At 60.5% G+C, this 26,257-nt stretch carries 33 protein-coding genes; 32 read left to right on the forward strand and 1 reads right to left on the reverse strand.

Going from position 1 to position 26,257, the window contains the following annotated elements; all coding sequences use genetic code 11:
- Nucleotides 1-3: 3 nt before the first annotated feature.
- The 32 genes from ASG55_RS02065 (at nt 4) to recX (ending at nt 24,874) form a co-directional block, all read left to right on the forward strand.
- Entirely contained in the window at nt 4-432 is a 429-nt protein-coding gene (locus ASG55_RS02065) for a phage tail assembly chaperone (protein ID WP_056783252.1), read from the forward strand.
- A 102-nt stretch (nt 433-534) separates the two neighbouring features.
- Nucleotides 535-720: a hypothetical protein gene (locus tag ASG55_RS02070; RefSeq protein WP_039762525.1), complete on the forward strand. Its 186-nt coding sequence runs from the start codon at nt 535-537 to the stop codon at nt 718-720.
- Nucleotides 721-722: 2 nt separating this feature from the next.
- Complete coding sequence (locus ASG55_RS02075; RefSeq protein WP_056783254.1) at nt 723-1,889, forward strand: hypothetical protein; 1,167 nt, start codon at nt 723-725, stop codon at nt 1,887-1,889.
- Entirely contained in the window at nt 1,889-2,395 is a 507-nt protein-coding gene (locus ASG55_RS02080; protein WP_039762530.1) for a phage major tail tube protein, read from the forward strand. The genes ASG55_RS02075 and ASG55_RS02080 overlap by 1 nt, the downstream gene beginning before the upstream one ends.
- Nucleotides 2,396-2,547: 152 nt before the next feature.
- Nucleotides 2,548-3,129 carry a phage tail assembly protein gene (locus tag ASG55_RS02085; protein ID WP_056783259.1) on the forward strand — a complete coding sequence of 194 codons (582 nt, stop codon included), beginning with the start codon at nt 2,548-2,550 and terminating at the stop codon, nt 3,127-3,129.
- 128 nt (nt 3,130-3,257) lie between these two features.
- Entirely contained in the window at nt 3,258-5,231 is a 1,974-nt protein-coding gene (locus ASG55_RS02090) for a phage tail tape measure protein (RefSeq protein ID WP_056783260.1), read from the forward strand.
- Nucleotides 5,231-5,614, forward strand: coding sequence for a phage tail protein (locus tag ASG55_RS02095; RefSeq protein ID WP_041478101.1), 384 nt, complete (start codon nt 5,231-5,233; stop codon nt 5,612-5,614). The genes ASG55_RS02090 and ASG55_RS02095 overlap by 1 nt, the downstream gene beginning before the upstream one ends.
- Complete coding sequence (locus ASG55_RS02100) at nt 5,607-5,819, forward strand: tail protein X (RefSeq protein WP_056783262.1); 213 nt, start codon at nt 5,607-5,609, stop codon at nt 5,817-5,819. Before ASG55_RS02095 ends, ASG55_RS02100 begins: the two co-directional genes overlap by 8 nt.
- Nucleotides 5,820-5,828: 9 nt before the next feature.
- Nucleotides 5,829-6,851 (forward strand): phage tail protein, encoded by a 1,023-nt coding sequence (locus ASG55_RS02105; protein WP_056783265.1) that lies wholly within the window; start codon nt 5,829-5,831, stop codon nt 6,849-6,851.
- A 157-nt stretch (nt 6,852-7,008) separates the two neighbouring features.
- A complete protein-coding gene (locus tag ASG55_RS02110; protein ID WP_056783266.1) occupies nt 7,009-7,593 on the forward strand; it encodes a phage tail terminator protein in 585 nt (194 codons plus the stop codon).
- Nucleotides 7,590-7,772 (forward strand): DUF2635 domain-containing protein, encoded by a 183-nt coding sequence (locus tag ASG55_RS02115; protein WP_016771429.1) that lies wholly within the window; start codon nt 7,590-7,592, stop codon nt 7,770-7,772. Before ASG55_RS02110 ends, ASG55_RS02115 begins: the two co-directional genes overlap by 4 nt.
- Nucleotides 7,772-9,268, forward strand: a complete 1,497-nt coding sequence (locus ASG55_RS02120) for a phage tail sheath subtilisin-like domain-containing protein (protein ID WP_056783268.1) — start codon at nt 7,772-7,774, stop codon at nt 9,266-9,268. The genes ASG55_RS02115 and ASG55_RS02120 overlap by 1 nt, the downstream gene beginning before the upstream one ends.
- Nucleotides 9,269-9,334: 66 nt before the next feature.
- Entirely contained in the window at nt 9,335-9,682 is a 348-nt protein-coding gene (locus tag ASG55_RS02125) for a phage tail tube protein (protein WP_007908779.1), read from the forward strand.
- Nucleotides 9,679-9,975 (forward strand): phage tail assembly protein, encoded by a 297-nt coding sequence (locus tag ASG55_RS02130; RefSeq protein ID WP_024011858.1) that lies wholly within the window; start codon nt 9,679-9,681, stop codon nt 9,973-9,975. Before ASG55_RS02125 ends, ASG55_RS02130 begins: the two co-directional genes overlap by 4 nt.
- 130 nt (nt 9,976-10,105) lie before the next feature.
- The gene (locus ASG55_RS02135) at nt 10,106-11,995 is read left to right on the forward strand and encodes a hypothetical protein (RefSeq protein ID WP_056783270.1); all 1,890 of its coding nucleotides are present in this window, start codon (nt 10,106-10,108) and stop codon (nt 11,993-11,995) included.
- Nucleotides 11,992-13,230: a DNA circularization protein gene (locus tag ASG55_RS02140; RefSeq protein ID WP_056783272.1), complete on the forward strand. Its 1,239-nt coding sequence runs from the start codon at nt 11,992-11,994 to the stop codon at nt 13,228-13,230. The genes ASG55_RS02135 and ASG55_RS02140 overlap by 4 nt, the downstream gene beginning before the upstream one ends.
- A gap of 3 nt (nt 13,231-13,233) precedes the next feature.
- Complete coding sequence (locus ASG55_RS02145; RefSeq protein WP_056783274.1) at nt 13,234-14,277, forward strand: phage baseplate assembly protein; 1,044 nt, start codon at nt 13,234-13,236, stop codon at nt 14,275-14,277.
- Between the two features lie 142 nt (nt 14,278-14,419).
- Entirely contained in the window at nt 14,420-14,929 is a 510-nt protein-coding gene (locus ASG55_RS02150) for a phage baseplate assembly protein V (RefSeq protein WP_056783277.1), read from the forward strand.
- Nucleotides 14,929-15,327, forward strand: a complete 399-nt coding sequence (locus ASG55_RS02155; RefSeq protein ID WP_056783279.1) for a phage GP46 family protein — start codon at nt 14,929-14,931, stop codon at nt 15,325-15,327. Before ASG55_RS02150 ends, ASG55_RS02155 begins: the two co-directional genes overlap by 1 nt.
- Nucleotides 15,317-16,363, forward strand: a complete 1,047-nt coding sequence (locus ASG55_RS02160) for a baseplate J/gp47 family protein (RefSeq protein ID WP_056783281.1) — start codon at nt 15,317-15,319, stop codon at nt 16,361-16,363. Before ASG55_RS02155 ends, ASG55_RS02160 begins: the two co-directional genes overlap by 11 nt.
- Complete coding sequence (locus ASG55_RS02165; RefSeq protein WP_056783283.1) at nt 16,351-16,950, forward strand: YmfQ family protein; 600 nt, start codon at nt 16,351-16,353, stop codon at nt 16,948-16,950. The genes ASG55_RS02160 and ASG55_RS02165 overlap by 13 nt, the downstream gene beginning before the upstream one ends.
- Nucleotides 16,951-16,963: 13 nt before the next feature.
- Complete coding sequence (locus tag ASG55_RS02170; RefSeq protein ID WP_056783285.1) at nt 16,964-18,121, forward strand: hypothetical protein; 1,158 nt, start codon at nt 16,964-16,966, stop codon at nt 18,119-18,121.
- On the forward strand, nt 18,118-18,633 hold the full coding sequence (locus ASG55_RS02175) for a hypothetical protein (RefSeq protein WP_056783287.1): 516 nt from the start codon (nt 18,118-18,120) through the stop codon (nt 18,631-18,633). Before ASG55_RS02170 ends, ASG55_RS02175 begins: the two co-directional genes overlap by 4 nt.
- 144 nt (nt 18,634-18,777) lie before the next feature.
- Entirely contained in the window at nt 18,778-19,704 is a 927-nt protein-coding gene (locus ASG55_RS02180; protein ID WP_056783289.1) for a glycine-rich domain-containing protein, read from the forward strand.
- Nucleotides 19,704-20,174, forward strand: a complete 471-nt coding sequence (locus ASG55_RS02185; protein WP_056783291.1) for a phage tail assembly chaperone — start codon at nt 19,704-19,706, stop codon at nt 20,172-20,174. Before ASG55_RS02180 ends, ASG55_RS02185 begins: the two co-directional genes overlap by 1 nt.
- The gene (locus ASG55_RS02190; protein WP_056783294.1) at nt 20,174-21,061 is read left to right on the forward strand and encodes a gp53-like domain-containing protein; all 888 of its coding nucleotides are present in this window, start codon (nt 20,174-20,176) and stop codon (nt 21,059-21,061) included. The genes ASG55_RS02185 and ASG55_RS02190 overlap by 1 nt, the downstream gene beginning before the upstream one ends.
- A complete protein-coding gene (locus ASG55_RS02195) occupies nt 21,062-21,508 on the forward strand; it encodes a phage tail assembly chaperone (protein ID WP_056783296.1) in 447 nt (148 codons plus the stop codon). It begins immediately after the preceding gene.
- 113 nt (nt 21,509-21,621) lie between these two features.
- Nucleotides 21,622-22,188 carry a glycoside hydrolase family 19 protein gene (locus ASG55_RS02200; protein ID WP_056783298.1) on the forward strand — a complete coding sequence of 189 codons (567 nt, stop codon included), beginning with the start codon at nt 21,622-21,624 and terminating at the stop codon, nt 22,186-22,188.
- Nucleotides 22,167-22,685: a lysis system i-spanin subunit Rz gene (locus tag ASG55_RS02205; protein ID WP_056783300.1), complete on the forward strand. Its 519-nt coding sequence runs from the start codon at nt 22,167-22,169 to the stop codon at nt 22,683-22,685. The genes ASG55_RS02200 and ASG55_RS02205 overlap by 22 nt, the downstream gene beginning before the upstream one ends.
- 67 nt (nt 22,686-22,752) lie before the next feature.
- On the forward strand, nt 22,753-23,253 hold the full coding sequence (locus tag ASG55_RS02210) for a CinA family protein (protein WP_056783302.1): 501 nt from the start codon (nt 22,753-22,755) through the stop codon (nt 23,251-23,253).
- An 83-nt stretch (nt 23,254-23,336) separates the two neighbouring features.
- Nucleotides 23,337-24,395, forward strand: a complete 1,059-nt coding sequence (recA, locus tag ASG55_RS02215; RefSeq protein WP_024011876.1) for a recombinase RecA — start codon at nt 23,337-23,339, stop codon at nt 24,393-24,395.
- 8 nt (nt 24,396-24,403) lie between these two features.
- A complete protein-coding gene (gene recX, locus ASG55_RS02220; protein WP_056783304.1) occupies nt 24,404-24,874 on the forward strand; it encodes a recombination regulator RecX in 471 nt (156 codons plus the stop codon).
- A gap of 59 nt (nt 24,875-24,933) precedes the next feature.
- Here recX and ASG55_RS02225 read toward each other — a convergent pair whose 3' ends face one another.
- Nucleotides 24,934-26,049, reverse strand: coding sequence for a TIGR00730 family Rossman fold protein (locus ASG55_RS02225; protein WP_056783307.1), 1,116 nt, complete (start codon nt 26,047-26,049; stop codon nt 24,934-24,936).
- Nucleotides 26,050-26,257: the final 208 nt, after the last annotated feature.

Below are 26,257 nucleotides of genomic sequence, written 5' to 3' on the forward strand. Positions count from 1 at the left end.
AAAATGCGGTATTACAGCAAGTCAACAGACTGCACTTATCTGGACCGTGTGCATTCGGTGATGCCGGATGACGTGATTCAAATCAGTGACGCGCTCTATCAGGAAGTCTTCGCCAGCCCCATGCTCGGAAAAATTCGTAGTGTGGATGAGAGCGGACTGCCGATCTTGATTGATCCGCCGGAATTGACTTCGGAAGAAAGAGCAAAGCAGGAACGCAGTTGGCGAGACCAACAGATCGATAGTGTTCTTTGGTTGCGTGAGCGCCATCGGGACCAACTGGATCTGAACCTGACACCATCGCTCACGACTGAGCTATTCAGCGAACTGTTGATCTACATTCGCGACTTGCGCGACTGGCCTCAGTCGGCAGATTTTCCATCGGCAGACGCACGTCCGGTCGTGCCCTCTTGGATCGCTGTGCAGCCTAGGTAAACGCCCCGAATACCGGGGCGTTTTCTTGTCCGCTTAAAACATTCAACACCCGCCAAAGCCCCTCCCTCCCGAGGGGCTTTCCCGTTTATGGAGAAACGAAAAATGGCAACCCGCCAAACCTACACCGTGCTCGTCCCATTCCCCACCGGCGGTGGGCATTGGTCGAGCGTCGGTCAAGAACTCGATCTGCTCGATGTCGAGGCCAGTGCCTTGCACTTTGCCGGGCGACTTGAGCCGAAAACCCCTATCACCCAGGCCAAAAAGGCCGCTGCCAAGAAGGCTGACTGAACATGGCTGAGGTTCTGAACTTCGAGCACAACGGCATTACCGTCAATGCCACCGAATCCCCCGAGGCCATGGGTGGCCTGGGTGACAACGTCATCGGTCTGGTCGGCACTGCGCCGAAAGCCGATCCGCTGATTCCGCGTAACGCGCCGTTCCGCATCAACAGCTTCACCACCCACGCGTTGCTCGATCCGACCGGTTCGGAAGAGGGCACGCTGTATCACGCGGTCTACCAGATCCTCAAAGTGGTCAAGGTGCCGGTGTACGTAGTCATCGTCGAAGCAGGCGCGACGCCGGCCGACACGGTCAACAATGTGATCGGCGGTGTCGAGCCGGCCACTGGCCGCAAGCTCGGTCTGGCGGCGCTGGGCAGTGTCCCGGAAGACCTGACCATCATCGGCGCGCCGGGCTTCACCGGCACTAAAGCGGTGGCCGGCGAGTTCGCCGCGTTCGGCAAGCGCATCAAGGCCCGTGTGGTGCTGGACGGCAAGGATGTGTCGGTGTCCGATCAGGTGCTGTACAGCCAGGAACTCGGCGGCGCCGAACTCGGTTTCGACCGTTGCCTGGTGGTGCACAACATGCCCGCCGTGTATTCGAAAGCGGCGAAGAAAAACGTCTTCCTGTCGCCCTCCAGTCTGGCGATTGCCGCGCTGGCCAAGGTCAAGCAGTGGGAGAGCCCGGGCAACCAGGTGACCTTCGCCGAAGACGTTTCGCGGGTCGTCGAGTACAACATCCTCGACACGTCCACCGAAGGCGATCTGCTCAACCGTTACGGCGTCAGCTACTACGCCCGCACCGTGCTTGGCGGCTTCTCGCTGCTGGGTAACCGCTCGATCACCGGCAAGTTCATCAGCTACGTCGGCCTCGAAGATGCGATCAGCCGCAAGCTGGTCAAGGCCGGTCAGAAAGCCATGGCCAAGAACCTCACCAAATCCTTCATGGATCAGGAGGTCAAGCGCATCAACGACTGGCTGCAGACCCTGGTCGCCGACGAAACCATTCCTGGCGGCAGCGTGTATCTGCACCCGGAACTCAACAGCGTCGAGAAGTACAAGAACGGCACCTGGTACGTGGTCATCGACTACGGCCGCTACGCGCCGAACGAACACATGGTTTATCAACTCAACGCCCGCGATGAAATCATCGAGCAGTTCCTGGAGGACGTTCTCTAATGTTTACCAACCGCGTAAGACAGGCCATCGCGGCCACCCTGCAAGGCCTGCCGTTGTCGGCGACCGTTGAGGAATTCACCCCGCCGAAAATCGAATTCGACATGGAAGAGATGCGCGGCGGACGCTTTATCGTCGAAGAAATGGCCAAGGGCGGCAAAGCGCTCGGCGCCAAGCTGACCCTGCAAGGCCTCGGCGCCGAGGTGCTGCTGGCGCTGGGCGTGAAGCTGGGCGACGACATCCTGCTCAACGTGCGTGAAGCCGGTCAGGATCAGGACGGCAATACCTGGTTCACCTACCACACCGTCGGCGGCCAGCTGAAGTCCCTTGAGGAAACCGCGGTGAAAATGGGCGAGAAACCCAAGACCAATCTGGAACTGTCCTGCCGCACCTACAACCGCCTGGAAAACGGCGTGCCGGTGATCGACATCGACGTGCGCACGCAGAAGTTCGTGCTCAACGGCGTCGACATCCTCGGTGATGCACGGCGCGCGGTGTTGATGCCGTAAACCCCGGTTTACCGGCAAATCACAAAACCCTGTGGGAGCGAGCCTGCTCGCGAAAGCGGTCGTTCAGTTACATCAATTTCGAATGTGCCAAAGCCTTTGCGAGCAGGCTCGCTCCCACAGTGGAACCAAACGAATCTCCAAGGAATTCATACATGCCGTGGATGCCACCCCAACACGAACTGCTGTCGCCGATCACCGGCGACGATGGCTCGCAGATCGAATCGATCCAGCTCAAACCGCTGTTCTACGCCGCACAGAAAGATGCGCTGGAACGCGCCGGCGATGACGAAGACGATCAGTTCTTCGAGCTGGCGCTGCTCGCCACCGGCCTGTCGGTGAAAGAGCTCGATCAACTCAAACGTCCGGACTACGTGAGCATCGCCCAGTACGTCCATGAGATGTCGACCCGGCCGAGTACGTACTTTCTCGACCAGCTCGAGGACGCTGAGAAAGCCGGCGATCCCGATCAGGTGCAATTGCTGCAACCGCTCGCCGTGACCGGTCGCACCGTGACTTCGCTGAGCCTGGAAATGCCCGTGCTGCGCGCCACCAAAGTGATGAAGAAACTGAAAACGGCCAAGGAACGCGCCGAATTCATCACCGCCCACTGCACCGGCCTGATGATCCCCGATCTGGCCCACCTGACCGTCCCGGACTGGACGCAATTGCAGGTGCGCATCGACGATTTTTTAAACCAGCCGGCGGCCTACTTTCGGAACGCGACATCGAAGTAATCCTCGATATCGTCCCGCTCATTTACCCGGTAAGTGAAGCGGAGATTCTGGAATGGGACGCCGAAAAGGCGTTGCGCCGCTACGACATAGCGATCACTCGCCTTGGCGTGAAACAGGAGTAGAGCGGCATGGCAGAGAGCAAATTTGCGCCAATGAATGCCGATGAGCGGGGGGGCGCAGCAACCGGTGATATCCGCTTGAACATGGCTGCGGCAAACCCCGGCCCCGGACCGATCATCGGCGATCAATATCCCCAGCTGAGTCAGGCGCTCGTCACCGCAAGTATCAGGATCGATGCGTTGACGACAGCGATCGATTCATTGCGATTGGCATTGTCCAACTTGCGGATGCTCTCGTTGAGTTCCACCGCGAACGGTGAAGCCACCAGCGCGTCGGCAGCGCCGGATGAGGCCGCCGAGCGGACCAAGGCACCAGAAAGTGTGAGGCCGGCGATTGACTTTTATTCGGCGGCGGCCGATCTGGGTAGCGCGGCACAATTGACGCCAGTGCAGGCCAACGAAATCGCACTGTCGAGCTTGATCATGGCCAGTAAGCCGATGGTGGCGGCGGGAGGCACCAGCGGTATCGAACTGATCAAGGTTGCAACGCTGGCCGCCGACTCAGGAATTGGCAATGAGCTGACCAACGCGTCGGACAAGTCTTTTGAGCTGCTCAACTTCGCCAGCGACGCTGCGGTCGTAGCGTCGGCACTCAAAATCCCAGCGATGGAAGTCGCCGAGATGATGACGGTGTGGCGCACCTCGATGAAGCTCACTCGCGATCAGGCGTTTGACCTCGCGGATGCGACACACCTGCTCGGCAAAATGCCGGGTGGCGTCAAGTCCGCCGACATCGGCGCCGTACTCAAGCAATCAGGCGAGGCGGCGCTCACAGCAGGCTTGCAGCCCCAGCAGGCCGCAGCGCTGTCGGCAGCCTTGCTCCGCAGCGGAACGGGCAAAGACGATGCCGGGCAGGCGTTGAAAAGCCTTTCAGCTGCCTTGGGCAAAGGTGACAGCGTCTCCGCCGCAGAACGTGGCGCCTGGAAGCAGTTGGGACTTGATCCTGCTGCCGTGACCGCTGCAATGCATGACCCCGACAAGCAGAATGCCCAGGGTGCGCTGCTCTCGGTGCTTGCCGCGCTGCACGCAAAACCTGTCGAACAACGCGCCACGCTGGCGCGAAGCCTGTGTGCTGACAGCGCCAATGCGGTGCAGTTGTTGGCGCAGAATCCGGGCGATGTCAACGAGGCCTTTTCGCAAGTAAAGGACAAAAGTCAGTACGCGACTTCGGTGATCGGTGAGCGGAGTTCGGTGCGCCAGTCTGCACTGGCACGCTCCAATTCCCCGCAAGGACAGTGGAATGCTCAGACTGCTCGAAACGAGCGCTTGGCTATCGCCAGCGCCCAGGCGGTGGCGCCCTCTCCTGAAGTGCTGAGCGTTGCCGGTGCCGGCATCGACAGGATGAGTGAATTCGCTGAGGACCATCCGACGATCACGGCGGGGGTCATTGTTTTGGGTTCAGCCCTGAAAAAGCTATTCGATCTTGTGTTGGACGCCGGTGTCGATGAGGCGAAAGACCGGTTGCGCAAACGGATACCTGGTAGCGCCCTGGCGAATCCCCCCGATCTTTCGTCAACAGCAGATTCTGCATCGAGGCTCGCAGCGGACAAGCCGGTGACAGGGATTGCCAGTCTGGCTCCTGCGGCCGGTGCGGAAATGGCAATTGGCGAACGAGCATCATTGGTCGATACGCCGCACCTCGGGCCATCGACGGTTTCTCTGGAGGCTATTTCGCAGGCGATTCCGGCATCGAGCAGAAACGCGCAAACTGCTTTGAGTGAAAGACTTGCTATCACCGCGCCTGACACGCTTTCTGCGCCCGCCCAAGTGAGCAAGGATCTGGCGAGCGCCCATGCGTCTGACCAGCACGTGACCTACGCACCTTCGGTCCAGGTCTACTGCAGCGACCCCGGCAGCTCGGACAAGATCGGTATGTTGGTCGCGCAGCATCTGCAAAACCAGTTCATGCAAATGACCCCGCTGCTCACCAACAACCCCCTTGCCACCCGCCGCGACGCGGCCCTGACCGATGGAGTCGCCTGATGAAACAGCAAATGGCATTGGGCAGTTTCATCTTCGGCCTGTCGCGCAACTTTGCGTACCACCAGTTGCTGCGCAAGTCTGACGGCGGCTGGACCGAGATACAGATCCTCACCAGCAAACCCAAGTCCAGCCAGACCGGACAGAAACCGGAAACCCTGACCATTACCGGCAAGTCGATGTACGCCGTAGCCATGGATCGGCTCGATGAATTGCGAGCTTTGCAGGCGCTGCGTATCCCGCTGCCGTTGATCGACGGGATTGGTCGAAACTGGGGCCTGTGGCGGATCAGCAGCGTTCAGGAAACCCAGACCCAGATCATCGATGACGGTACGGCGATGGTAGTCGATTGGGTCATCGAACTAGCGGAGTTCAACAATGCGTAAAGCACGAAGTGTGGCCGGTGATTCGGTGAATCTGCTGCTCTACCGCGAAACCGGGCGCAGTGATGACGCTGCCGAAGAAGTGCTGTGGAAGCTCAACCCGACCCTGGCCGAACACGGGCCGATTCTGCCCGCCGGCGTCTGGATCGTGCTACCGGAACTGGATGTGAAACCCGCCGTGGTCAAAGCAGCGACGGCGTGGGATTAAGGAGGTTGAATGGCACTGGGATTTACGCCGGCAGTGAATATCTACGGGGCCAACGCGGCCCTGCTCAATCAGCGCCTGATCAGTTGGGAGCACATCGACGCCGCCGGTTTCGAGTCCGATCAACTGACGTTGACTATCGATCTGGAGGGGCTTGAGGGGTTGCCGAATCTGGGCGGCAAGATTGGCCTGCAAGTCGGTTATCGAGAAACCGCAATGGTCGATAAAGGCCTGTTCAAAGTGACGCGTCTGACGCCGACACTGTTTCCGTTTCGCCTCACCCTGGTGGCCACTGCGGCGCCATTCAGCAAGGATGATGAAACCGGCTTCAAGCAGCGCCGCACCGCCAGTCATGGGCCAACGACGCTGGGTGGTTTATTTCGCAAGCTGGTGGAGCTGCACGGATTTTCGCCACGGGTCGCGCCTGAGATTTCGTTGATACGCATCGAGCACATCGACCAGTCCAACGAGACCGACATGGGGTTTGTCACGCGTCTGGCGAAAAAATACAACGTCGTCGCCAAGCCTTACGGCGATGTCTATGTGCTTGCGCGGCCCGGGCAGACCAAGTCGTTGTCGGGGCAGATTCTGCCGGACGTGACGCTGTCGGTTACCCACAACAATCGTCCCGGCGATCACGCATTCATCAGCGCCACGCTGGAAGAATCGGCCCGCGAGCAGGTCAAGGGCTGCAAGACCTGTTTCTGGGATGCGGCGGCCGGGGTGTTGCGTTGGATCGAGACTGGCGTAGCGCCGTTCAAGACGGTGCGCCAGAAGCAGCCCAGCGAAGCGGATGCCATCGCAGTTGGCGAGGGCGAAGTACGCAAGATGTTGCGGCAGAAATACAAAGTGAAAATCACTTGCCCGGGGGATCCACGGCTCGCGGCCGAAGGGCTGGTATTGCTCGATGAGAGCTGGCCGGACTTCATGCGCGGACGCTGGTCGATCGACAAGGTCACCGCCAGCGGCAGTCGCGAGAACAGCTATCGCTGCCTGATTGATGCGTCGTGCCTGGACCCGAAGGCGGAACAGTAATCCTGAACCGAGTGCTTATTCCTGTGGGAGCGAGCCTGCTCGCGAAAGGGACGTCAGCTTCAGCATCGATGTGACTGATCGACCGCATTCGCGAGCAGGCTCGCTCCCACAGGGACTGCGGCGTTCACTGTAATTTCTCTTACTTCGGAACCCCCCCATGAAGATCACCCCGATCCTCACGCAACTGCGTGGGCAATGCCCTGGGCTTGCCAATCACATTTCGGTGGGTGTCGATCTGGCGTTGCTGCAAGGCAACCCGGATCTGCCAACACCTTCGGCCCACGTGCTGGCAATCGCCGATCTGGCCAGCAACAGCAACACACAAAACCTCACCACCCAACCAATCCGCGACCGCTTTGAAATCGTCCTGGCCCTTGACGCTACCGACGCGACAAAAGCGCTGGATGGGTTGCACGACCTGCGCGCCGAACTGTGGCGCGCGCTGGTGGGATTCAAGCCCGATGCCGACTACAGCGCCATCGTCTACGACGGCGGCGAGATGGTCTCGATCAACAGCAGCCGCGCCTTCTATCGGCTGCGTTTTTATGCCGAGTTCCAGCTCGGCCGCAATCTGCCAAGTCAGCCTGCGGAGAGTTGGCACGAGCGCGAACTGGACGCTTTGTCGTCCTTTACCGGGATGACGGTGCGGGTCGATGCGATCGATCCGGCCGACCCCAACCTGCAACGCCCGGGTCCGGATGGCCGGGTGGAAATGACTTTCTCTGGAGACGTAACCCCATGAGCAACCGCATCACCGTAGTGCCGGCCGCTGGCCGTGTCGTACCTGACCCGGAGGCGGGCGACCTGTTGCCGGCTGCAGGCCGTGACGTGCTGGACAGCGCCTGGTGGCGCCGGCGTCTGGCCGACGGCGATATCACACTCAAAACCGCAAAAGCGGCTAAACCACAGGGAGCCAAATAATGGCGATCGGATTCAGTAACATCCCGGCGGACATTCGTGTGCCGCTGTTCTATGCCGAAATGGACAACTCGGCCGCCAACAGCGCGACTTCGGCCATGCGCCGTTTGATCGTCGCGCAGGTCAACGACAATATTACCCCGACTGAAGTCGGCAAACTGGTGCTGGTTTCCAGCGTGGCGCTGGCAAAAAGCATCGGCGGCCAGGGCTCGATGCTCGCTTCGATGTACGAGACTTTCCGCAAGGCCGACCCGATCGGCGAGATCTGGTGCCTGCCGCTGCACAACACTGAAGGCGCTATCGCCAAAGGTGTGTTGACCCTGACCGGCACCGCAACTCAGGCGGGCATGCTCAACCTGTATGTCGGCGGCGTGCGTGTGCAAGCCACCGTGGTCAACGGCGCCACCGCCGCTCAAGCGGCAACCGCACTGGCGCAGAAAATCAACGCCACTGCCGACCTGCCAGTCAGCGCAGCCACTGCCGAAGGCGTGGTCACCCTGACCGCCAAATGGACCGGCGACAGCGGCAACGACATCAGTCTGCAATTCAATCGCCTGGGCAAGAGCAACGGCGAAGAAACTCCGGCCGGCCTGACCAGCGCAATTACCGCCATGACCGGCGGCGCCGGTGTACCGGATCAGATCGCTGCCGTCGCAGCATTGGGCGATGAGCCTTTCGAATTCATCGCCTTGCCGTGGTCCGATCTGGCCACTCTCAACACCTGGCAAGCGGTCATGGACGACAGCACCGGGCGCTGGTCGTGGGCCAAGCAATTGTTTGGTCACGTCTACAGCGCCAAGCGCGGCACCGTCGGTACGCTGGTTGCCGCAGGCCAGGCGCGCAACGATCAGCACATGACCATCCAGGCGCTGGAACCGGGCGTACCGCAACCGTTTTGGGTACAGGCCGCCGCGCTGGCTGCACGCACGGCGGTGTTCATCTCCGCCGATGCCAGCCGTCCGACCCAAAGCGGCAGCCTGCCGGGCGTCGACCCGGCGCCGGCGAGCGAGCGTTTCACCCTGACCGAGCGTCAGTCGCTGCTCAACTACGGCATCGCCACCGCGTACTACGAAGGCGGTTACGTGCGCATCCAGCGCTCGATCACCACCTACCAGAAGAACGCCTACGGCCAGGCCGACAACTCCTATCTGGACAGCGAAACCATGCACCAGTCGGCGTTCATCGTGCGTCGTCTGCAAAGCGTGATCACCAGCAAATACGGCCGCCACAAACTGGCCTCCGACGGTACCCGTTTCGGCGCCGGTCAGCCGATCGTCACGCCTGCGACCATTCGCGGCGAGCTGATTGCGCAGTACGCCAAACTCGAACTCGAAGGCCACGTAGAGAATGCCGAGCTGTTCGCCGAGCACCTGATCGTCGAGCGCGACGTGCAGGACCCGAGCCGCGTGAACGTGCTGTTCCCGCCGGATTACATCAACGGTCTGCGCGTGTTCGCACTGCTCAACCAGTTCCGTCTGCAGTACGACGACGCGGCCTGATCGGCGCCGTCGGCGCTAAGCATTCAGCCCACCTCGCGTGGGCTTTTATTTGAAGGGAGAAACACCATGGGTCAACTGATTGCAGGCACCTGCTACGTCAAGGTCGACGGCGCACAACTGACCATCAATGGCGGCTGCGAAGCCCCGCTGATGGCCGTCAAACGTGAAACCGTCGTGCCCGGTTTCTACAAGGAAACCGACATCGCACCGTCGTTCAAAGTGACCGCGCTGCACACCGCCGACTTCCCGCTGAAGAAGCTGATCGAAGGCACTGATATCACCGTCACCTGCGAATTCAGCAACGGCAAAGTCTACGTGCTGGCCGGCGCCTATCTGGTCGAGGAGCCAGTTTCCAAGGGCGACGACGCCACCATCGAACTGAAATTCGAAGGCATCAAGGGGACCTGGCAATGAGCGCCGCCGTGAAGCTTCAAGTAGCAATCGAAGCCCACGGCGAGCCACTGACCGAACTCGTTCTGCGTCGTCCGACGGTGCAGGAAGTGCGAGCGATCAAGGCGCTGCCGTACAAGATCGACAAGAGCGAAGAAGTCAGCCTCGACATGGACGTGGCGGCCAAATACATCGCCGTGTGCGCGGGCATTCCGCCGTCGTCGGTCAACCAGCTCGATCTGGCTGACCTCAATGCGCTGAGCTGGGCCGTTGCGAGTTTTTTCATGAGTGCGGCGTCGGCGCCATCACCGACCTGATCGCCGTCGCCTATGACCTGGCCTGGTTCTGGAAGGTTGACCCCGAACAGATGATGGCCAGGCCACTGGATGTGCTCCGCGAATCGCTGGAGCACGCGCAACGGATCAATGCGATGCAGCAGGTGCAGTGATGGCAGACGAAGAGAAGAAAACCCCGAAACCGGTGCTGATCACCGGCATCGATGAACTCTCGCCCAAACTGGGCGCCCTGCGCATGAAGGTTGAGAGTTTTAAAAACAATCTCGAGCAGACCGGCCTCGGCAAACTGGACATCAGTGGTCTGTTCAACGGCGGCAGCGTGATCACGCCGTTTGTAGACGGCATCAAATCGGCCGCAGCGTTCCAGGGCAAATTGAGCGAAGTCAGCGACACGGCGAAAACCGTAGATCTGCCCGCCGCGCCGACAGCAGCGACGCAGAACATGAACGTGTTCAGTGCGTCGATGCAGAAGGTTTCGGCGGCGGTGGACGCCGCGCTGGTGCCGGCGGTGGGGGCCTTGGTGGTCGGGCTGGAACCGATGCTGACGCAGGTCGGCAGCCTGCTCGCCGACAACCCGAAACTGGTTGAAGGCCTGGCGGCGGGGGCAATTGCCTTCTCCGCTATGCAAACCGCGGTCACCGGTATGACGCAGGTGATGGACGTCATGAGCATGGTGCTCAAGACCAACCCGATCATGCTGATCGCCATGGGCATTGCCGTGGCGGCCGGTTTGATCGTGGCCAACTGGACGCCGATCAGCGCGTTCTTCACAGGGATGTGGGAGGGCGTGAAAAACATCGGGGCGAGTGCGATGGCGACGTTGCGCTCGGTACTCGACTGGCGACCGCTGGCGGCACTGGCTGCGCTGTGGGAACCGGTCACGGCATTTTTCTCCGGAGTCTGGGACAAGGTGATGGCCGTGACGGCGCCAGTGATCGACTTCTTCAAGTCGGTTTTCTCGTGGTCGCCTGCGGGGATGATCATTGAAAACTGGGGGCCGCTGACCGGCCTGTTCTCGGCGATCTGGGAATTGCTCAAGGCCTTGAGTGTGCCGGTGATGGCATTTCTTAGAAACCTGTTCGATTTCTCGCCGATGCAGATGCTTACCGATGCGTGGGGTGGTGTTGTCGCGTTCTTCGAACCGATGTTCAGCGGCCTGCGAGAAGTCGCGCTACCGGCTAAAGAATTCCTCGTGTCGCTGTTCGACTTCTCGCCAATGCAGATGATCACCAGCGCCTGGGGAGGCGTTATTGCGTATTTCCAGCCGATATTGACGACGCTGCAATCGGCTGTGCAAAGCACCCGGGATACTTTGCGGGCACTGTTCGATTTTTTCCCGATGCAAATGCTCACCAGCGCCTGGGGTGGGATTGTCGGGTTCTTCGAACCGATCTGGATGGCGCTGCAAACGTCTGTGCAGCGGGTCAGAGGCTTTTTCACCAGCCTGTTCGAGTGGTCGCCGCTGGAGCAGATTGCTCAGTATTGGCAGCCGATCGGTGAGGTCTTTTCGGCGATCTGGGGCGTCGTGTTGGCGCTTTCCGCGCCGGTCGTGGATTTTCTGCACAGCCTGTTCGAATGGAAACCGCTGGATCAGATCATCGAGAGTTGGGGGCCGATCACCGAGTGGTTCGGCGAGTTGTGGCAAAAGCTGCAAACCGTCATTGCGCCGATCAAGGAGTTGTTCGACGGTGGCTTCGCCGGACTGATCGCCAAGGTCACCGGCAAGGTTGAAACGCTGACCCAAGCGCAACGCGAGACCAATGCCGAAGGCAAGGGTGAGCTGGCGCCGGCGTTCTTCGCTGCCAGCCCGGGAGCTGTCGGCAACGGCACACTGCAAAGCGGCTCGTTGCCACAAACCTCCAGCGCGCTGATCCAGCAAAGTGCCGCCAACAACCGTACGCAACTCGAAGGCGGTCTGACCGTGCGCTTCGAAAATGCGCCGGCCGGCCTGCGCACCGAACAACCGCAAACCAATCAACCTGGCCTGGCCGTGTCTTCACGCATCGGCTATCGCTCGCTGTCGATGGGAGGTTCCCAATGAACTGGCGTGACCGGTTGTTGCCGGCATCCTTTCGCGGTGTCGGTTTCTGGATCGACCAGGCGAAAACCCCGGTCGGTCGCAAAGGGCGGTTGCATGAATACCCGCAGCGCGACCTGCCTTTTTTCGAGGACCTCGGCCAGCAGGCCAAGACCCACGATCTGACCGCGTTCATCATCGGCCCCGATTGCCTGGAGCAGCGCGACAAGCTGCTCAAGGCGCTGGAGCAGGGTCGTGGCGAGCTGGTGCATCCGTGGCTCGGACGCCTGCAAGTCAAGGTCGGCGAATGCGACATGACCCACACTCGCCAGGACGGTGGGCTGGTGACGTTCGCCTTGAAGTTTTATCCCGATCAGCCGCTGCCGTTTCCGACAGCCACGGTCAGCACACAGAAAGTGCTGCTGGCAAAAGCCGACGGTCTGCTGGGTTCGGCGGTGGCGCGTTTCGAACAGGCGATGACGCTGATCAAGGCTGCGCGGATCGGCATCACCAACCTGCGCAACAGCCTTACCGGCGTCTACGAGGTGATCAAGGAGCAACTGAAACCGTTGATCGAGCAATATCGGCAGATCACCGAACTGGTCAAGGCCGTGAAGGAGCTGCCCAAGGAAGTGGCGGCAGAATTCAAGGGCTTGCTCGGCGATATCAAGGAGCTTAAAGCGTTTGCCAAGGAAGGCTACCGGGGCGTGATCGCCGACGTGTCGCAGCAACTCGAAGCGATTCGCAAGGCCGATGCGCCGAAGATCACCACCGGCAAGGACACCAATGCCGCAGCGCAAGCGATGGCCGATCTGGTGCAGGACACGCTGATCGTCAAAGTGGCGCAGTGGGTCGCATCGATGCCAGTGGCCACCCGAGCGCTGCAACTGCCTTCGACGCCCACCGTTGCTCAGCAGGCCCATCAGCAAGTCACCCGCCCGGAAGTTCCGGCCACGGATGATTTGCAGGCGCTGCAAAAGGATTTGGTGGAGGCGCTGCAAGGGGCGAAAAACAAGGCCGATCCTGATCACTATCAAGCCATCAGTGACGTGCAGGATGCCTTGGTTGCGCACCTCAAGGCCGTGGCATCCTCGGGCGTGCGACTGGTCAGCAAATCCTTTCAGGAAAGCCTTCCGGCACTGGTCATAGCGTACAAACAGTTTGGCGACGCCACGCGAGTCACCGAAGTCGTGCAGCGCAACGGCGTGACCAATCCGTTGTACCTCCCGCAAAGCGATGTGAAAGTCTCCAGGGAGTGAACCATGGACGAGTTGGATAACCACGTCACACTGACGGTTAACGGCATGGAATACGGCGGCTGGAAAAGCGTCGAAATCACCGCCGATCTCGAGCGTCAGTTCCGCACCTTCAAGCTCGACATTACCTGGCAATGGCCGGGGCAGGCGGTGAGCAAACCGATTAAACCCGGTGACCCCTGTGAAGTGAAAATCGGCAAGGACCTGGTGCTCACCGGTTACGTGTTCAAGGCGCCGATCCGCTATGACGGGCGGCAGATCAGCCTGACCATCGAAGGCAGTTCGAAGACCCAGGATCTGGTCGATTGCGCCGCCCGTAACCTGCCCAGCCAATGGCAGCAACAACCCTTGCTGACTATCGTCCGCGATCTGGCGAGCGAATATGGACTGTGGGTCGTCAATGAAATCAGCGACACCACACGCCTGACCAAACACACCATCGTGCCGGGTGAAACGGCATTCCAGTCGATCGACCGATTGCTGTCGCTCCTGCGGGTGTTTTCCACCGACAACGAGCTGGGCCAGTTGGTGCTGGCCAAACCCGGCAGCGGCGGACGCGCCAGCGATGCGCTGGAGCTGGGCAAGAACATCCTGTCGGCCAGTGCGCCAATGGATTTCAGCCAGGTGTTCTCCGAGTATCGGGTGATCGGCCAGCAGAAAGGCTCGGATGCGAAAAGCGGCGCGGCGGTCAGCGAAGTCGAGTCGACGGCGGCCGACCTGAGTTTCAAACGGCGGCGCACCACGGTGATCAACGAAGGCACGCAACTGACCTTTGAGTTGGCGCAGCAGCGTGCCCAATGGGAAAGCGCGACTCGCATGGGCCGTGCGCAGACCACCACCTATCAGGTGCAGGGCTGGCGGCAGAGCAATGGCGATTTGTGGCGCCATAACACGCTAGTGAAGGTCAAGGATCCGGTGCTCGATTTCGATGGTGACATGCTGATTTCCAAGGTCACTTATTCGTTGTCGGCGCAAGGTTCGGTGACCACGCTGCAAGTGGCGCCGCCGCATACCTTTGATCCTGATCCGACGCCCCCGAAAAAAACCTGAGCCTGACCCCGAACCCTGTGGGAGCGAGCCTGCTCGCGAAAGCGTCGCCAGCCTCAACATCACAGCGCCTGACCCGCCGCGTTCGCGAGCAGGCTCGCTCCCACACTGATCCCATTCGGGCGACTCTTTTCAAGGACACCCCATGAGCCTACTGACACGCCTGCTGGCGCGCGGCACTGTCGTGCTCGCCAATTCGGCAACCAAGCTGCAATCGCTGCAAATGCGCCTCACCGCCGGTGAAGTCAACGACGACCTCGAACACTTCGAACCCTACGGTTTCACCAGCCATCCGTTGGCTGGCGCTGAAGGGGTCGTCACCTTCATCGGCGGCGACCGTTCCCACGCCATCGCCCTGGTCATCGCCGACCGTCGCTATCGCCTGCAAGCGCTCGCTGCCGGTGAAGTGGCGATCTACACCGACGAGGGCGACAAAATTCATTTCAAGCGCGGGCGGATCATCGACATCGAAACCGCCACGCTGAACATCCGCGCCAGCAGCGCGGTGAACTTCGACACGCCGGTGATAAACCAGACCGGCAAGATCGTTTCCACCGGTGATCAACTGGCTGGCGGCATCAGCCAGATCAAACACGTGCATGTAGGCGTGCAGGCCGGCAACGGTCAGACCGGCGCGCCGGCAGGAGGCCAGTGATGTTCATCAGCCAGAACCTCCACGCCGCACTGACCCGCGCCGTGCTCATCAGTCTGTTCACCTGGCGTCGCGCCGCTGATGACGACACCCTCGATGACGAAGAACGCTTCGGCTGGTGGGGCGACAGTTTTCCCACGGTTGCCGACGATCGCATCGGCTCGCGGCTGTGGCTGCTGCGCCGGGTCAAGCTGACCCGGCAGACGCAGATGGACGCCGAGTTCTATGCCCGCGAAGCCCTGCAATGGCTGCTCGACGACGGCCACTGCAGCGCCATCGACATCATCAGCGAACGCCTCGATGCCCAGCGCCTGAACCTGCGCACGGTCCTCACGCTGGCCGACGGCGAACGTCTGGACATCAACCCCGATAACAGTTGGCAGGTGATCTATGCCGTTTGAAACCCCTTCGCTGCCGGTGCTGATCAAGCGCACCCAAAGCGACCTGGCTGGCGATTCGCTGCGCCAGTCCGATGCGCAAGTGCTCGCCCGCACCCTCGGCGGCGCCGCTTATGGCTTGTACGGTTATCTCGACTGGATTGCCGAGCAGATCCTGCCCGACAAAGCCGATGAGTCAACCCTGGAACGCATCGCCGCGCTGCGCCTGAATCAGCCGCGCAAAGCCGCGCAGGTGGCTACCGGCAGCGTCAGTTTTACCGCCACTCCCGGCGCCGTGCTCGACGTCGACACTCTGCTGCAAGCGAACGATGGCCGCACCTACAAAGTCACCACGGCGCGCACCACGGTCAATGGCAGCAACAGCACCACGATTGCGGCGCTGGAGGCCGGCAGTCTGGGCAACGCTGATGCGGGTTTGACGCTGACCCAGGTGCAGCCGATTGCCGGGATTGTCGGCAACAGCTTCGTGGTGCTGGCGCCGGGCCTCAGCGGCGGTGTGGCGCGGGAAAGCCTCGAATCGCTGCGCTCGCGGGTCATCCGTTCCTACCGCGTGATTCCCCATGGTGGCGCGGCCAGCGACTACGAAACCTGGGCGCTGGAAGTGCCGGGTGTGACGCGGGCGTGGTGCCGGGGCGGCCTGCTCGGGCCGGGCACGGTGACGGTGTTCATCATGCGTGATGAAGACCCGCAACCGGTGCCGAACGATGAGCAGTTGGCGGAGGTTCAGGAGTACATCGAACCGCTGCGTCCGGTGACCGCGGAAGTGCACGTGCAGCGACCGGTGCAAGTGCCGGTGGTGTATCGCTTCAAGAGCGTCAATCCGGACACCACCGCGGTGCGCGCCGCCGTTGAAGCGCAGCTGCGCGATCTGCACAACCGCGAGGCTGACCTCGGCGTGCCGTTGCTGATCAGCCATATCCGCGAAGCGATCAGCAGCGCCGGCGGCGAATACGATCACACGCTCACTGCTCCAGCCGCTGACGTGCCGGCCGGGCAGAGCGAACTACTCACCTTCGGAGGCTGCGTATGGGGGGCATAAGAACCGCCGCGCAATACCGGGCGCAGTTGCGCGCCTTGCTGCCCAGTGGCCCGGCATGGGATCCGGAACGGGTGCCGGAACTCGAAGAAGTGTTGCAAGGCGTCGCCGTCGAACTGGCCCGCCTCGACGCCCGCGCCGCCGACCTGCTCAACGAGATGGACCCGGCCGGCGTCAGCGAACTGGTGCCGGACTGGGAGCGGGTGATGAACCTGCCCGACCCGTGCCTGGGCGCCACGCCGTTGTTCGACGACCGCCGCCTCGCCGTCCGCCGCCGCTTGCTCGCGGTCGGCAGCCAGGCGGTCGGTTACTACCTCGACATCGCCAAAAGCCAGGGTTACCCCAACGCCAGCATCACCGAACACGAAGCCCCACGCATGGGCCGCGCCCGGTTTGGTTCGGCGCATTGGGGCACTTGGGAAGCGCAGTTCATGTGGACGCTCAACACCGGCGGCCGCCTGCTGCTCGGCCGCCGTTACGGCGCGAGCTACTGGGGCGAGCGCTTCGGCGTCAACCCGGGCTCGGCGCTGGAATGCCTGATCCACCGCAGCGCGCCGGCGCATACCAAGGTGCACATCAATTATGACTAGGGAGGGATGAGGGATGGATTATCCGAAGAGTGTGCCCAGCGCCGGGTTGGTGAATGGGAAGTTTGTTGATGAGAACCCGTTGATGGGGACGCCGGGGTCGTTGATTCCGGCGGATTGGGGGAACGGGGTTACGCAGGAAATTCTTAACGTGATCAAGGCGGCGGACCTGACGCCTGACGAGAAGAAATACGATCAGTTGTTGCAGGCGATTCAATCGGTGACGGCCAAGGGCTGGAACCAGGATTTGGCGCTGCCGCTGGCTGCTTTGCCTTTGCCTACAGTTGCCACCGCCGATGCACGTCTGCCGGTCAGTCCGGCTGCGGCCTCAACCAGTGGTGGCCGGGTTTCGATCGCAGCGGGAACCTTTATTAGCCTTGGCCAGGAAGTAGTGGCCGGCCAACTCGGGCGTGCGCGCACCTTCGTGACGACGGCGTGGAGCAGCGCCGACTTGCTGCCCAGCAGCCATTACTTTCTGCGAGCGCAAGTTATCGCCGGGGTACTCACGTTCTACACCCAACGCGGTGGCATTCATGACGTCGTGCCTGACTCACTCAAAGGGACCGTCAACGGCGCTGCCGGCGGCGGTTTTCAGTCCACGTCTCTGGACATGTGTCTGGCGTGGGTGATAACCGGAGCACCCGGTTCGGTGCCGGTTGTGCGGACCCTATACAACCGCGCACGTTTGACCTGGACGCAAACGGTAAACGGCACAGGCGCAATATTTTTACCGCTCGATCCCCACGCGCGTGCGGCACGACTCGTCGCCGGTAACCCAACGCCATCCTCGACGGCGGTCACCTCAGTCGCCTTTCCGTCCACCGGGTGGGCAGGGGGCAACTATTGCTTCCTGTCGCCGATCCTGACAGGCAGTTCGAACAACCCGGGGGGGTGGAACCCGGCAACGGTTTCACCGTGTGTATTGTTCACCAACAACATCGTCAATGACGTCACGGTTTCGACGTTGGCGGCGAGTTTCGATCATGCCAATTTGCGCTCACTGTGGCAGTGCTATCAGGCCGAACACAACTTGGGCCAATCGAATGCCGACAGCGATGAGCTATTGCTGAGCATGGGCATCAAAACCCATCCAATCACCGATTACAGCGTGGGCATTGCCATCAACTTTTCCGACGCGGTGAACGTGCAATTCTCGTGGGAGCTTATTCGATGATCGTCATTCAGGAACTTCATCAGTGCGACGGTGAGTTGCGCCTGCCGCAACCGTCGGCTGCGCACGAGTGGGATGGGCAGAACTGGGTTTTCAATGCAGATATGCAGATTGCTCTGGATCTGCAGGAAGCCGAACGCCTTTGCGCCAAGGTCGACGCCACCTCCGACAACGCTCGCATCGCACTGGCAGGCGACCCGCTCAAGGCCATGGAGTACGCACAGGCAGCCGCAGACGCTCGAGCTTTCAGCGACGCCGGATACCCGAAAAAGGAAGTGCCGCTTTCAGTCGCCGCGTGGGTCGCGAAAGGCCGCACGGCCAAACAGGCCGCCGGGCAGATTCTGAGTAAGGCCGATCAACTGACCGACCATCTGTTGGCGCTGCGTACGTTGCGACTGAAGGCCAAAACGCAGATTCGCGCCCAGGCAGCCAAGGGCAACATGGATCTGGCGCGCAGCTCTGCTGACGAAGCATTTGTCGCCATTCGCGAACTGGTCAACGGTCCATCCAGCTAAATCAAAAACCTCAGTTCTGCGTCACCCAAGCCCACTTCGATGTGGGCTTTTTTATTTCTGAAAACAGACCGTGAACAGGTAGGCGAAGAACGTTTTGCCGATGCCGATGCCGGTCATTTGTCATTTCAAAGGAGCGAACATCTTATGGATTATCCAAAAAGCGTACCCAGCGTCGGACTGGTCGATGGCCGCTTCGTCGATGAAAACCCGGTGGCGGGGACACCGGGTTCGTTGATTCCGGCGGTGTGGGGCAACAGCGTTACACAAGAGATTCTCAACGTGATCAAGGCGGCCGGGTTGACACCCGATGAGGCCAAAACGGATCAACTCGCCAGTGCGATCGGTGCACTGGTCGATTTCACCAAACTGAAAAATACCCCGACCACATTGGCCGGTTACGGCATCACCGATGCGGTGGGGCGGCTGTTGGCGGTCAGGCAGTTCGAGAAGGTCGGGATTACGCTTTACAAGCCAAACCCCAAAGCCAAGAGGATCCATGTGCGGCTGGTCGGCGCGGGGGGGAGCGGTGGTGGGTGTTCGCCCGTTGCCGCCGGTTATCAGGGTATTGGTGGTGGCGGAGGCTCTGGGGCCTTTGCTCAAAGCCTGTACGACGTGACCCCGGAAATACTTGCAGGCGTGCCCGTTACGCTGGGTGGCGGTGGCGCTGCGAGTAATGTGATGGGGCTGGCCGGCGGAGGTGCTTCGTTCGGCACCTACATGAGCGCTGCGGGCGGTGGAGGCGGGCAGGTCCTTACCGTCGCCGTAACAGCCACAACAGTTGGTTTCGTTCAGGGCGGTGCAGGAGGGCAAGCAGTCACAGGCGGCAATCTTGCGAATGCTCGGGGCGCACCCGGCGAATACGCAATGTACAACGCCAATTGGGGCGTCCTCTCGGGTGCGGGCGGTGCCAGCCCGTATGACGGCGGTGGTACCCGAGTGGGGGTCAACGGGATTGGCATCACCGGCGGACGCGGTTCCGGCGGCAGCGGCTCCTGTTCGACCAACGCTTCGGCTGCCGTACTCAGTGGCGCCGGCGGCAACGCATTCTGTGAAATCTGGGAGTATGAATAATGGCCATTTATGCACGGGTCGAGAACGGCGTGGTCGTCGAACGGATCGACGCCGGTGAGTACGCCATCTGCGAGCTGTTTGCTCCATCCTTCGTCGAGACGATGGTTCGCGTGCCGGAGGGTCAAGAGGTCGAGATCGGTGCGCCGATCACCGGGCTTCCGACAGGCGCCGAAGAACTGCCTGCACAGCAGAGCCGTGTGGTAGCTCAGGCTCCCATTGTTGCGGAAGAGGAACCTGCGGCCGCACTTGTCTGGCGCCAAGCCTCTCTGGCCACGACCGAATGGTTAGTCACGCGGCATCGCGATGAACAGGATATGGGACGCGGCACATCGCTCAAGCCCACGCAGTATCTGGAACTGCTTGAGTACCGACAGGCATTGCGCGACTGGCCTGACTCAGCGCTTTTCCCGGCGTTGAATGCCCGCCCTCTGGCACCCGCATGGCTCGCTATCAAAACAGGAGAACAGTAATGGATTACCCAAAAAGCGTCCCCAGCGCAGGGTTGGTGGACGGTAGCTTTGTTGATGAAGACCCGCTGAACGGCAGACCGGGATCGCTGATTCCGGCGAGTTGGGGCAATGGTGTTACCCAGGAAATCCTGAGCGTCGTTCAAGCCGGCGGGTTGACGCCGAGTGAGGCGTCCAACGCGCAATTGCTAGGCGCACTGCGCGGCGCTCAGTTGTTCAAGACCGCAGCACCTTTTGATGTCAGCCGTTCGGCGGCGACTTGCGAGTTTGTTCAGCGAGCTCTTGGCAGCTACGCGGGGGCGCGTGACATCCTTGCTACTACGCAACTGACGCTCGCTGACTTGGGCTGGTCGTTAGGTCTGGGTGGTAACTCGCCTTACACCGTGACCCTGCCGGAAATTGACAAGGTTCCTATGGGCGCCGCCATCGTCTTTCACTGCCGCAGCAATGCTCCTGTCACGATTGCTCACCCGGGTGCCGCAAAAATAAGCCCGCAAGGCGTCTTGTTGAGCTCGATCGTGATCAACAGTGGCGAGAGCGCCACCATCGTGAGGGAAAGTGGAGCCTGGGCGGTACACGGGACGGCGAGTCTGAAATATGCCTCGCTTTTTTCCGGATTGACGAGTGCCCAGGGATATCAAAAACATGCCAGCGGCAATATCGATCAATGGGGCTCAGGTCTGTCGAATGCTGCGGGACTGGTCTACGTGACATTCCCAATCTCGTTTCCGAGGGCCTATTTCTCGCTCGTGGCCACACATGCGGGAGGTGACACCGCAATGATCGTGCTGAATGCCGCCAATCAGCAGGGCTGCACCTTGAAAATTCGCGACGCGAATGCGCAGTTGGCTGCCAATTGCACCGTCAACTATTTTGTAAAGGGCTATTGAATGGACAACTTCAACGTTTTATTCAGCGCCACCACCCGGGGTGTTTACGTACCCGGCATCAACTCGACGGACATCCCCGACGACGTCATCGAAATTCCTCAGGGCTACTGGATCTCGCTGCTGCAGCAACTGGCGGTCAGCGCGAAAATGATCGGGGTGCGTGCGGACAACGGCTACCCGATTCTGGTTGATCCACCTCCACCCTCGGCAAAAGAAGTCGAGGACATGGAGCGTCTATGGCGTGATGCGCAATTGGCAGCCACCGATGGCATGGTTGCACGCGATCGCGATGAACTGGAGGATGGCGGTGGCACGACGCTGACTACTGAACAATATGCTGAACTGCAAGCCTATCGACGTGAATTACGCGATTGGCCGCAAGGGGCCTCTTTTCCCTTCAGCGAACATCGCCCGGTGGCGCCGCGCTGGTTGGTAGCGGCGCTCTGACCCAGCGTCACTTCACGAATACTTTCGCGGAAAACTCCGGAAAACAATGGCTGGCAAGCATCAGCCGCCAGCCGTGATTCAATCGGGACAACATCCAGGGAGGATCAAGCATCATGCAATTAACTGAAAAACACCTTATCGACATCATGCCCAACGCCCGCTCCCAAGCGGGCGTTTTTGTTTCTGCACTCAACGCTGCGATGGCCAGGCAGCGCATCGATACGCCCAAGCGCATCGCGGCGTTTCTGGCACAGGTCGGTCACGAGTCGGGCCAATTGCGTTACGTGCGCGAACTGGGCAACAACCAGTACCTGAGCAAATACGACACCGGCACGCTGGCGCTGCGTCTGGGCAATACGCCCGAGGCGGATGGCGACGGGCAAAAGTACCGGGGGCGTGGGCTCATCCAAATCACCGGTCGCGCCAACTATCGCCAATGCAGTCTCGGCTTGTTTGGCGATGAGCGTCTGTTGGCATTGCCCGAATTGCTCGAGCAACCGCAATGGGCGGCCGAATCGGCGGCGTGGTTCTGGGCGCAGAAGGGCCTGAATGAACTGGCCGATGCGGACCAGTTCAACACCATCACCCGCCGGATCAACGGCGGGTTGAATGGCTTGCAGGATCGACTCGAGATCTGGGCACGGGCGAGGGCGGTGCTATGTCCGGCTCCTGGCGCGTGATGGGTCTGTTGCTGCTGGTGGCCGGGGCGTTTGCAGCGGCATGGCAGTTTCAGGACTGGCGCTACGGGCGGCAATTGGCCGAGCAGGCGCGGTTAAACGCCGAAACCCTCAATCAACTGACGCAGACCGCCGCCACCGCGCAACAGGCCGAGCAGGATAGACGCCTGGCACTGGAGCAGCGGCTCGCGGCCAGTGAGCAAACCCATTATCGAGCGCTGAGCGATGCCCAACGTGATCAGGATCGCTTGCGCGATCGCCTTGCTACTGCCGATGTGCGGCTGTCAGTCCTTCTCGACGCCGGCGACGTTGCCCACGGCTGTGCGGTGCCAGCCGCCGCCGGCACCAGCGGCGTGGATCCTGCAACCGTACGCGCCCGACTTGACCCGGCGCATGCTCAACGAATTATCGCCATCACCGACACCGGCGACCGTGGATTGATTGCGTTGCAGGCCTGTCAGGCCTATGTCAGAGCGCTGGCGCCCGAACATCTTGAATGATTCTGTGTATTGAAAGCGCGTCCGGCTCGTGTACGGTGGAGGCATTCCACACGATCCGGAGCTCGCCGTGAAAGAGACCACCCAACTGGCCGCAGAACTGGGCCGACGTCTGCAAGTGCTCAATGCTCATGTCACTACCGCCGAGTCCTGTACCGGTGGCGGTATCGCCGAAGCGATTACGCGGATTCCGGGCAGTTCGGCCTGGTTTGAAGCAGGTTACGTGACGTACTCCAATCGGCAGAAAACCCGGCAGCTGGATGTGCCGGCCGATTCGTTCGAAACGGTAGGAGCGGTCAGTCGGGAGGTGGTCGAGGCCATGGTGCGTGGTGCGCAGCATCACAGCCTGGCGCATTTTGCCGTGGCGGTCAGCGGTGTCGCCGGCCCCGACGGTGGCACGCCGAACAAACCGGTGGGCACAGTGTGGCTGGCCTGGGGTGTTGGCGATGAGGTTTATAGCGAGGTTCAGCACTTCCCCGGTGGTCGTGATGAAGTCCGCCGACAAACGGTGAAGGCCGCGCTAGAGGGGCTTGTGCGACTAGCGGCACGAGAAATCGAAAATCAGGGGTAGGCGATCTTCGAACGCTGTGGAATAATACTGGCTACTTATACAGGTGTTGGCCGTCAGGCCTTATTGATTACGTGAGGACTTTAATGGACGACAACAAGAAGAAAGCCTTGGCTGCGGCCCTGGGTCAGATCGAACGTCAATTCGGCAAGGGTGCCGTAATGCGTATGGGCGATCAGGACCGTCAGGCGATCCCGGCCATCTCTACTGGCTCTCTGGGTCTGGACATCGCACTCGGCATCGGCGGTCTGCCAAAAGGCCGTATTGTTGAAATCTACGGTCCTGAATCCTCCGGTAAAACCACGCTGACGTTGTCCGTGATCGCCCAGGCGCAAAAAGCCGGCGCGACCTGCGCATTCGTCGACGCCGAGCACGCGCTCGATCCAGAGTACGCCGGCAAGCTGGGCGTCAACGTTGACGACCTGCTGGTTTCCCAGCCGGACACCGGCGAACAGGCCCTGGAAATCACCGACATGCTGGTGCGCTCCAACGCCGTTGACGTGATCATCGTCGACTCCGTGGCCGCACTGGTGCCGAAGGCTGAAATCGAAGGTGAAATGGGCGACATGCACGTCGGCCTGCAAGCACGTCTGATGTCTCAGGCGCTGCGTAAAATCACCGGTAACATCAAGAACGCCAACTGCCTGGTCATTTTCATCAACCAGATCCGTATGAAAATCGGCGTGATGTTCGGCAGCCCGGAAACCACCACCGGTGGTAACGCGCTGAAGTTCTACGCCTCGGTTCGTCTCGACATCCGCCGTACCGGCGCGGTGAAGGAAGGCGACGAAGTGGTCGGCAGCGAAACCCGCGTCAAGGTTGTGAAGAACAAGGTGGCTTCGCCGTTCCGTCAGGCCGAGTTCCAGATTCTTTACGGCAAAGGCATTTACCTCAACGGCGAGATGATCGACCTGGGTGTGCTGCACGGTTTTGTCGAGAAGTCCGGCGCCTGGTACGCCTACGAAGGCACCAAGATCGGTCAGGGCAAGGCCAACTCGGCCAAGTTCCTGGCGGACAACCCGGAAATCGCCGCGAAGCTCGAGAAGCAGCTGCGTGACAAGCTGCTGTCGCCAGCGGTGATCGCGGATTCCAAGGCGTCGGCGGTCAAAGAGACCGAAGACGACCTGGCCGACGCTGATCTCTGATACCAGCGATGACCACCGCCGTACTGGATACCCTCGTCGCGGTGCGGCGAACCGCCATGGACCTGCTCGCACGTCGCGAGCATGGTCGAGTCGAGTTGACGCGTAAGCTGCGTCAGCGCGGCGCCGAGGCGGAGCTGATCGAAACAGCCCTCGACCGTTTGACGGAAGAGGGTCTGCTTTCCGAAGCCCGTTACCTTGAAAGCTTTGTCTCCTACCGAGCCCGTTCCGGCTATGGCCCTCTGCGAATTCGTGAGGAGCTCAGCCAGCGGGGTTTGCAACGTACCGATATCGAAGTCGCCCTGCGCGAAAGTGGTATCAATTGGCAGGCGCAGCTTCAGGATACGTGGCAACGCAAGTTCTCCGGACATTTACCGATTGATGCGAAAGAACGGGCCAGGCAAGGCCGGTTTCTGGCGTATCGGGGGTTCTCGATGGAGATGATCAACCGCTTGTTCAGCGGTCGAGGGATGGACGATTAGACCGATTCAACAAAAAAGGCCCGCTATTTTTTAGAAAATAGCGGGCCTTTTTTTTGCCTTCAAATTACGTTGAAAGGCTCGCGTGAGCGTTGTGCAGTGGGCGGTTTTGAATCGGCCCAGTTTTCCGGCAGATTGATAAAGTCCACCAACTCCCTCAGACGACCATGGGTACGGCCATTGAAGGCAAAGGCCAGCCGCGTCAGGTGGCTGAACTGTGCATCGTCGTGTTCTTCGCCGCTGTAGGCATGTTGGTGGAACTGGTCGCTCAGGCACAGATCAGCAAATTCCTCCTGCATCTGCGCCAGCGCCTGATCGCTGAGCTTGTGGTTCATGCGAATCACAAATTGCCGCTTGAGCCAGCGGCTGGAGTGGAAGTTGCTGTAGAACTGATTGATCTCTTCCACCGCTTCTTCAACGCTGTAGACCAGTCGCATCAGCTTCATATCGGTCGGCAGGATGTAGCGGTTTTCTTCCAGCTGATTGCGGATGAAGTCCAGCGCGCCTTGCCAGAACGTCCCGCCCGGAACATCCAGCAACACCACCGGCACCAATGGGCTTTTGCCGGTCTGAATCAGCGTCAGCACTTCCAGCGCTTCATCAAGGGTGCCAAACCCGCCCGGGCACAGCACCAGCGCGTCAGCCTCTTTGACGAAGAACAGTTTTCGGGTGAAGAAAAAGTGGAAGGGCAACAGATTGTCGGTGCCGTCGACGGTGGGATTGGCATGTTGCTCGAAGGGCAGGGTGATATTGAAACCCAGGCTGTGGTCACGTCCGGCTCCTTCGTGGGCGGCGGCCATGATGCCGCCGCCGGCGCCGGTGATGACCATCATCTCTGCGCGTGTCAGTGCTGCGCCGAGTTCGCGGGCCATTGCATACAGCGGATGCTCCACTGGCGTACGTGCCGAGCCGAACACGGTAACTTTGCGCCGCCCCTTGAATTGCTCGAGTACACGAAATGCTTGCTCCAGTTCACGCAGGGCTTGCAGGGTGATCTTGGCGTTCCAGCGGTTGTGGTCTTCCTGAGCCATGCGCAGCACGGTCAGGATCATGTCACGGTAGATGGGGATGTTCGGGCTGTTGGTGGAAATATGACTGAGTTGGGCTTCGACCTGGCTGATGAGGTCGCCGCTTTCCTGAAAATGACGGCTCAAGAGGTCATTCGGTTGATAAGGCATTCAACGTCTCCTTCTGTACAGGGCGGGTAGCCCGGACAACCAGCGTCCGGGTCGCACTGCAAAAACACACAGGGCCGGCAGTTCCATTTCTGCCGTTAACGAATGATCGGGAATACTCTCAATCTAGACCCTCGCACGCATTCGCGCTGACTTGAACAGTGCGCTGTAACGTTTTGTCTGGCAACCGCTTACTGATTTGCGCCAAAGC

The organism is Pseudomonas sp. Leaf434 (genome assembly GCF_001425545.1).
In the GTDB taxonomy this organism is placed as follows: Bacteria; Pseudomonadota; Gammaproteobacteria; order Pseudomonadales; family Pseudomonadaceae; genus Aquipseudomonas; species Aquipseudomonas siliginis.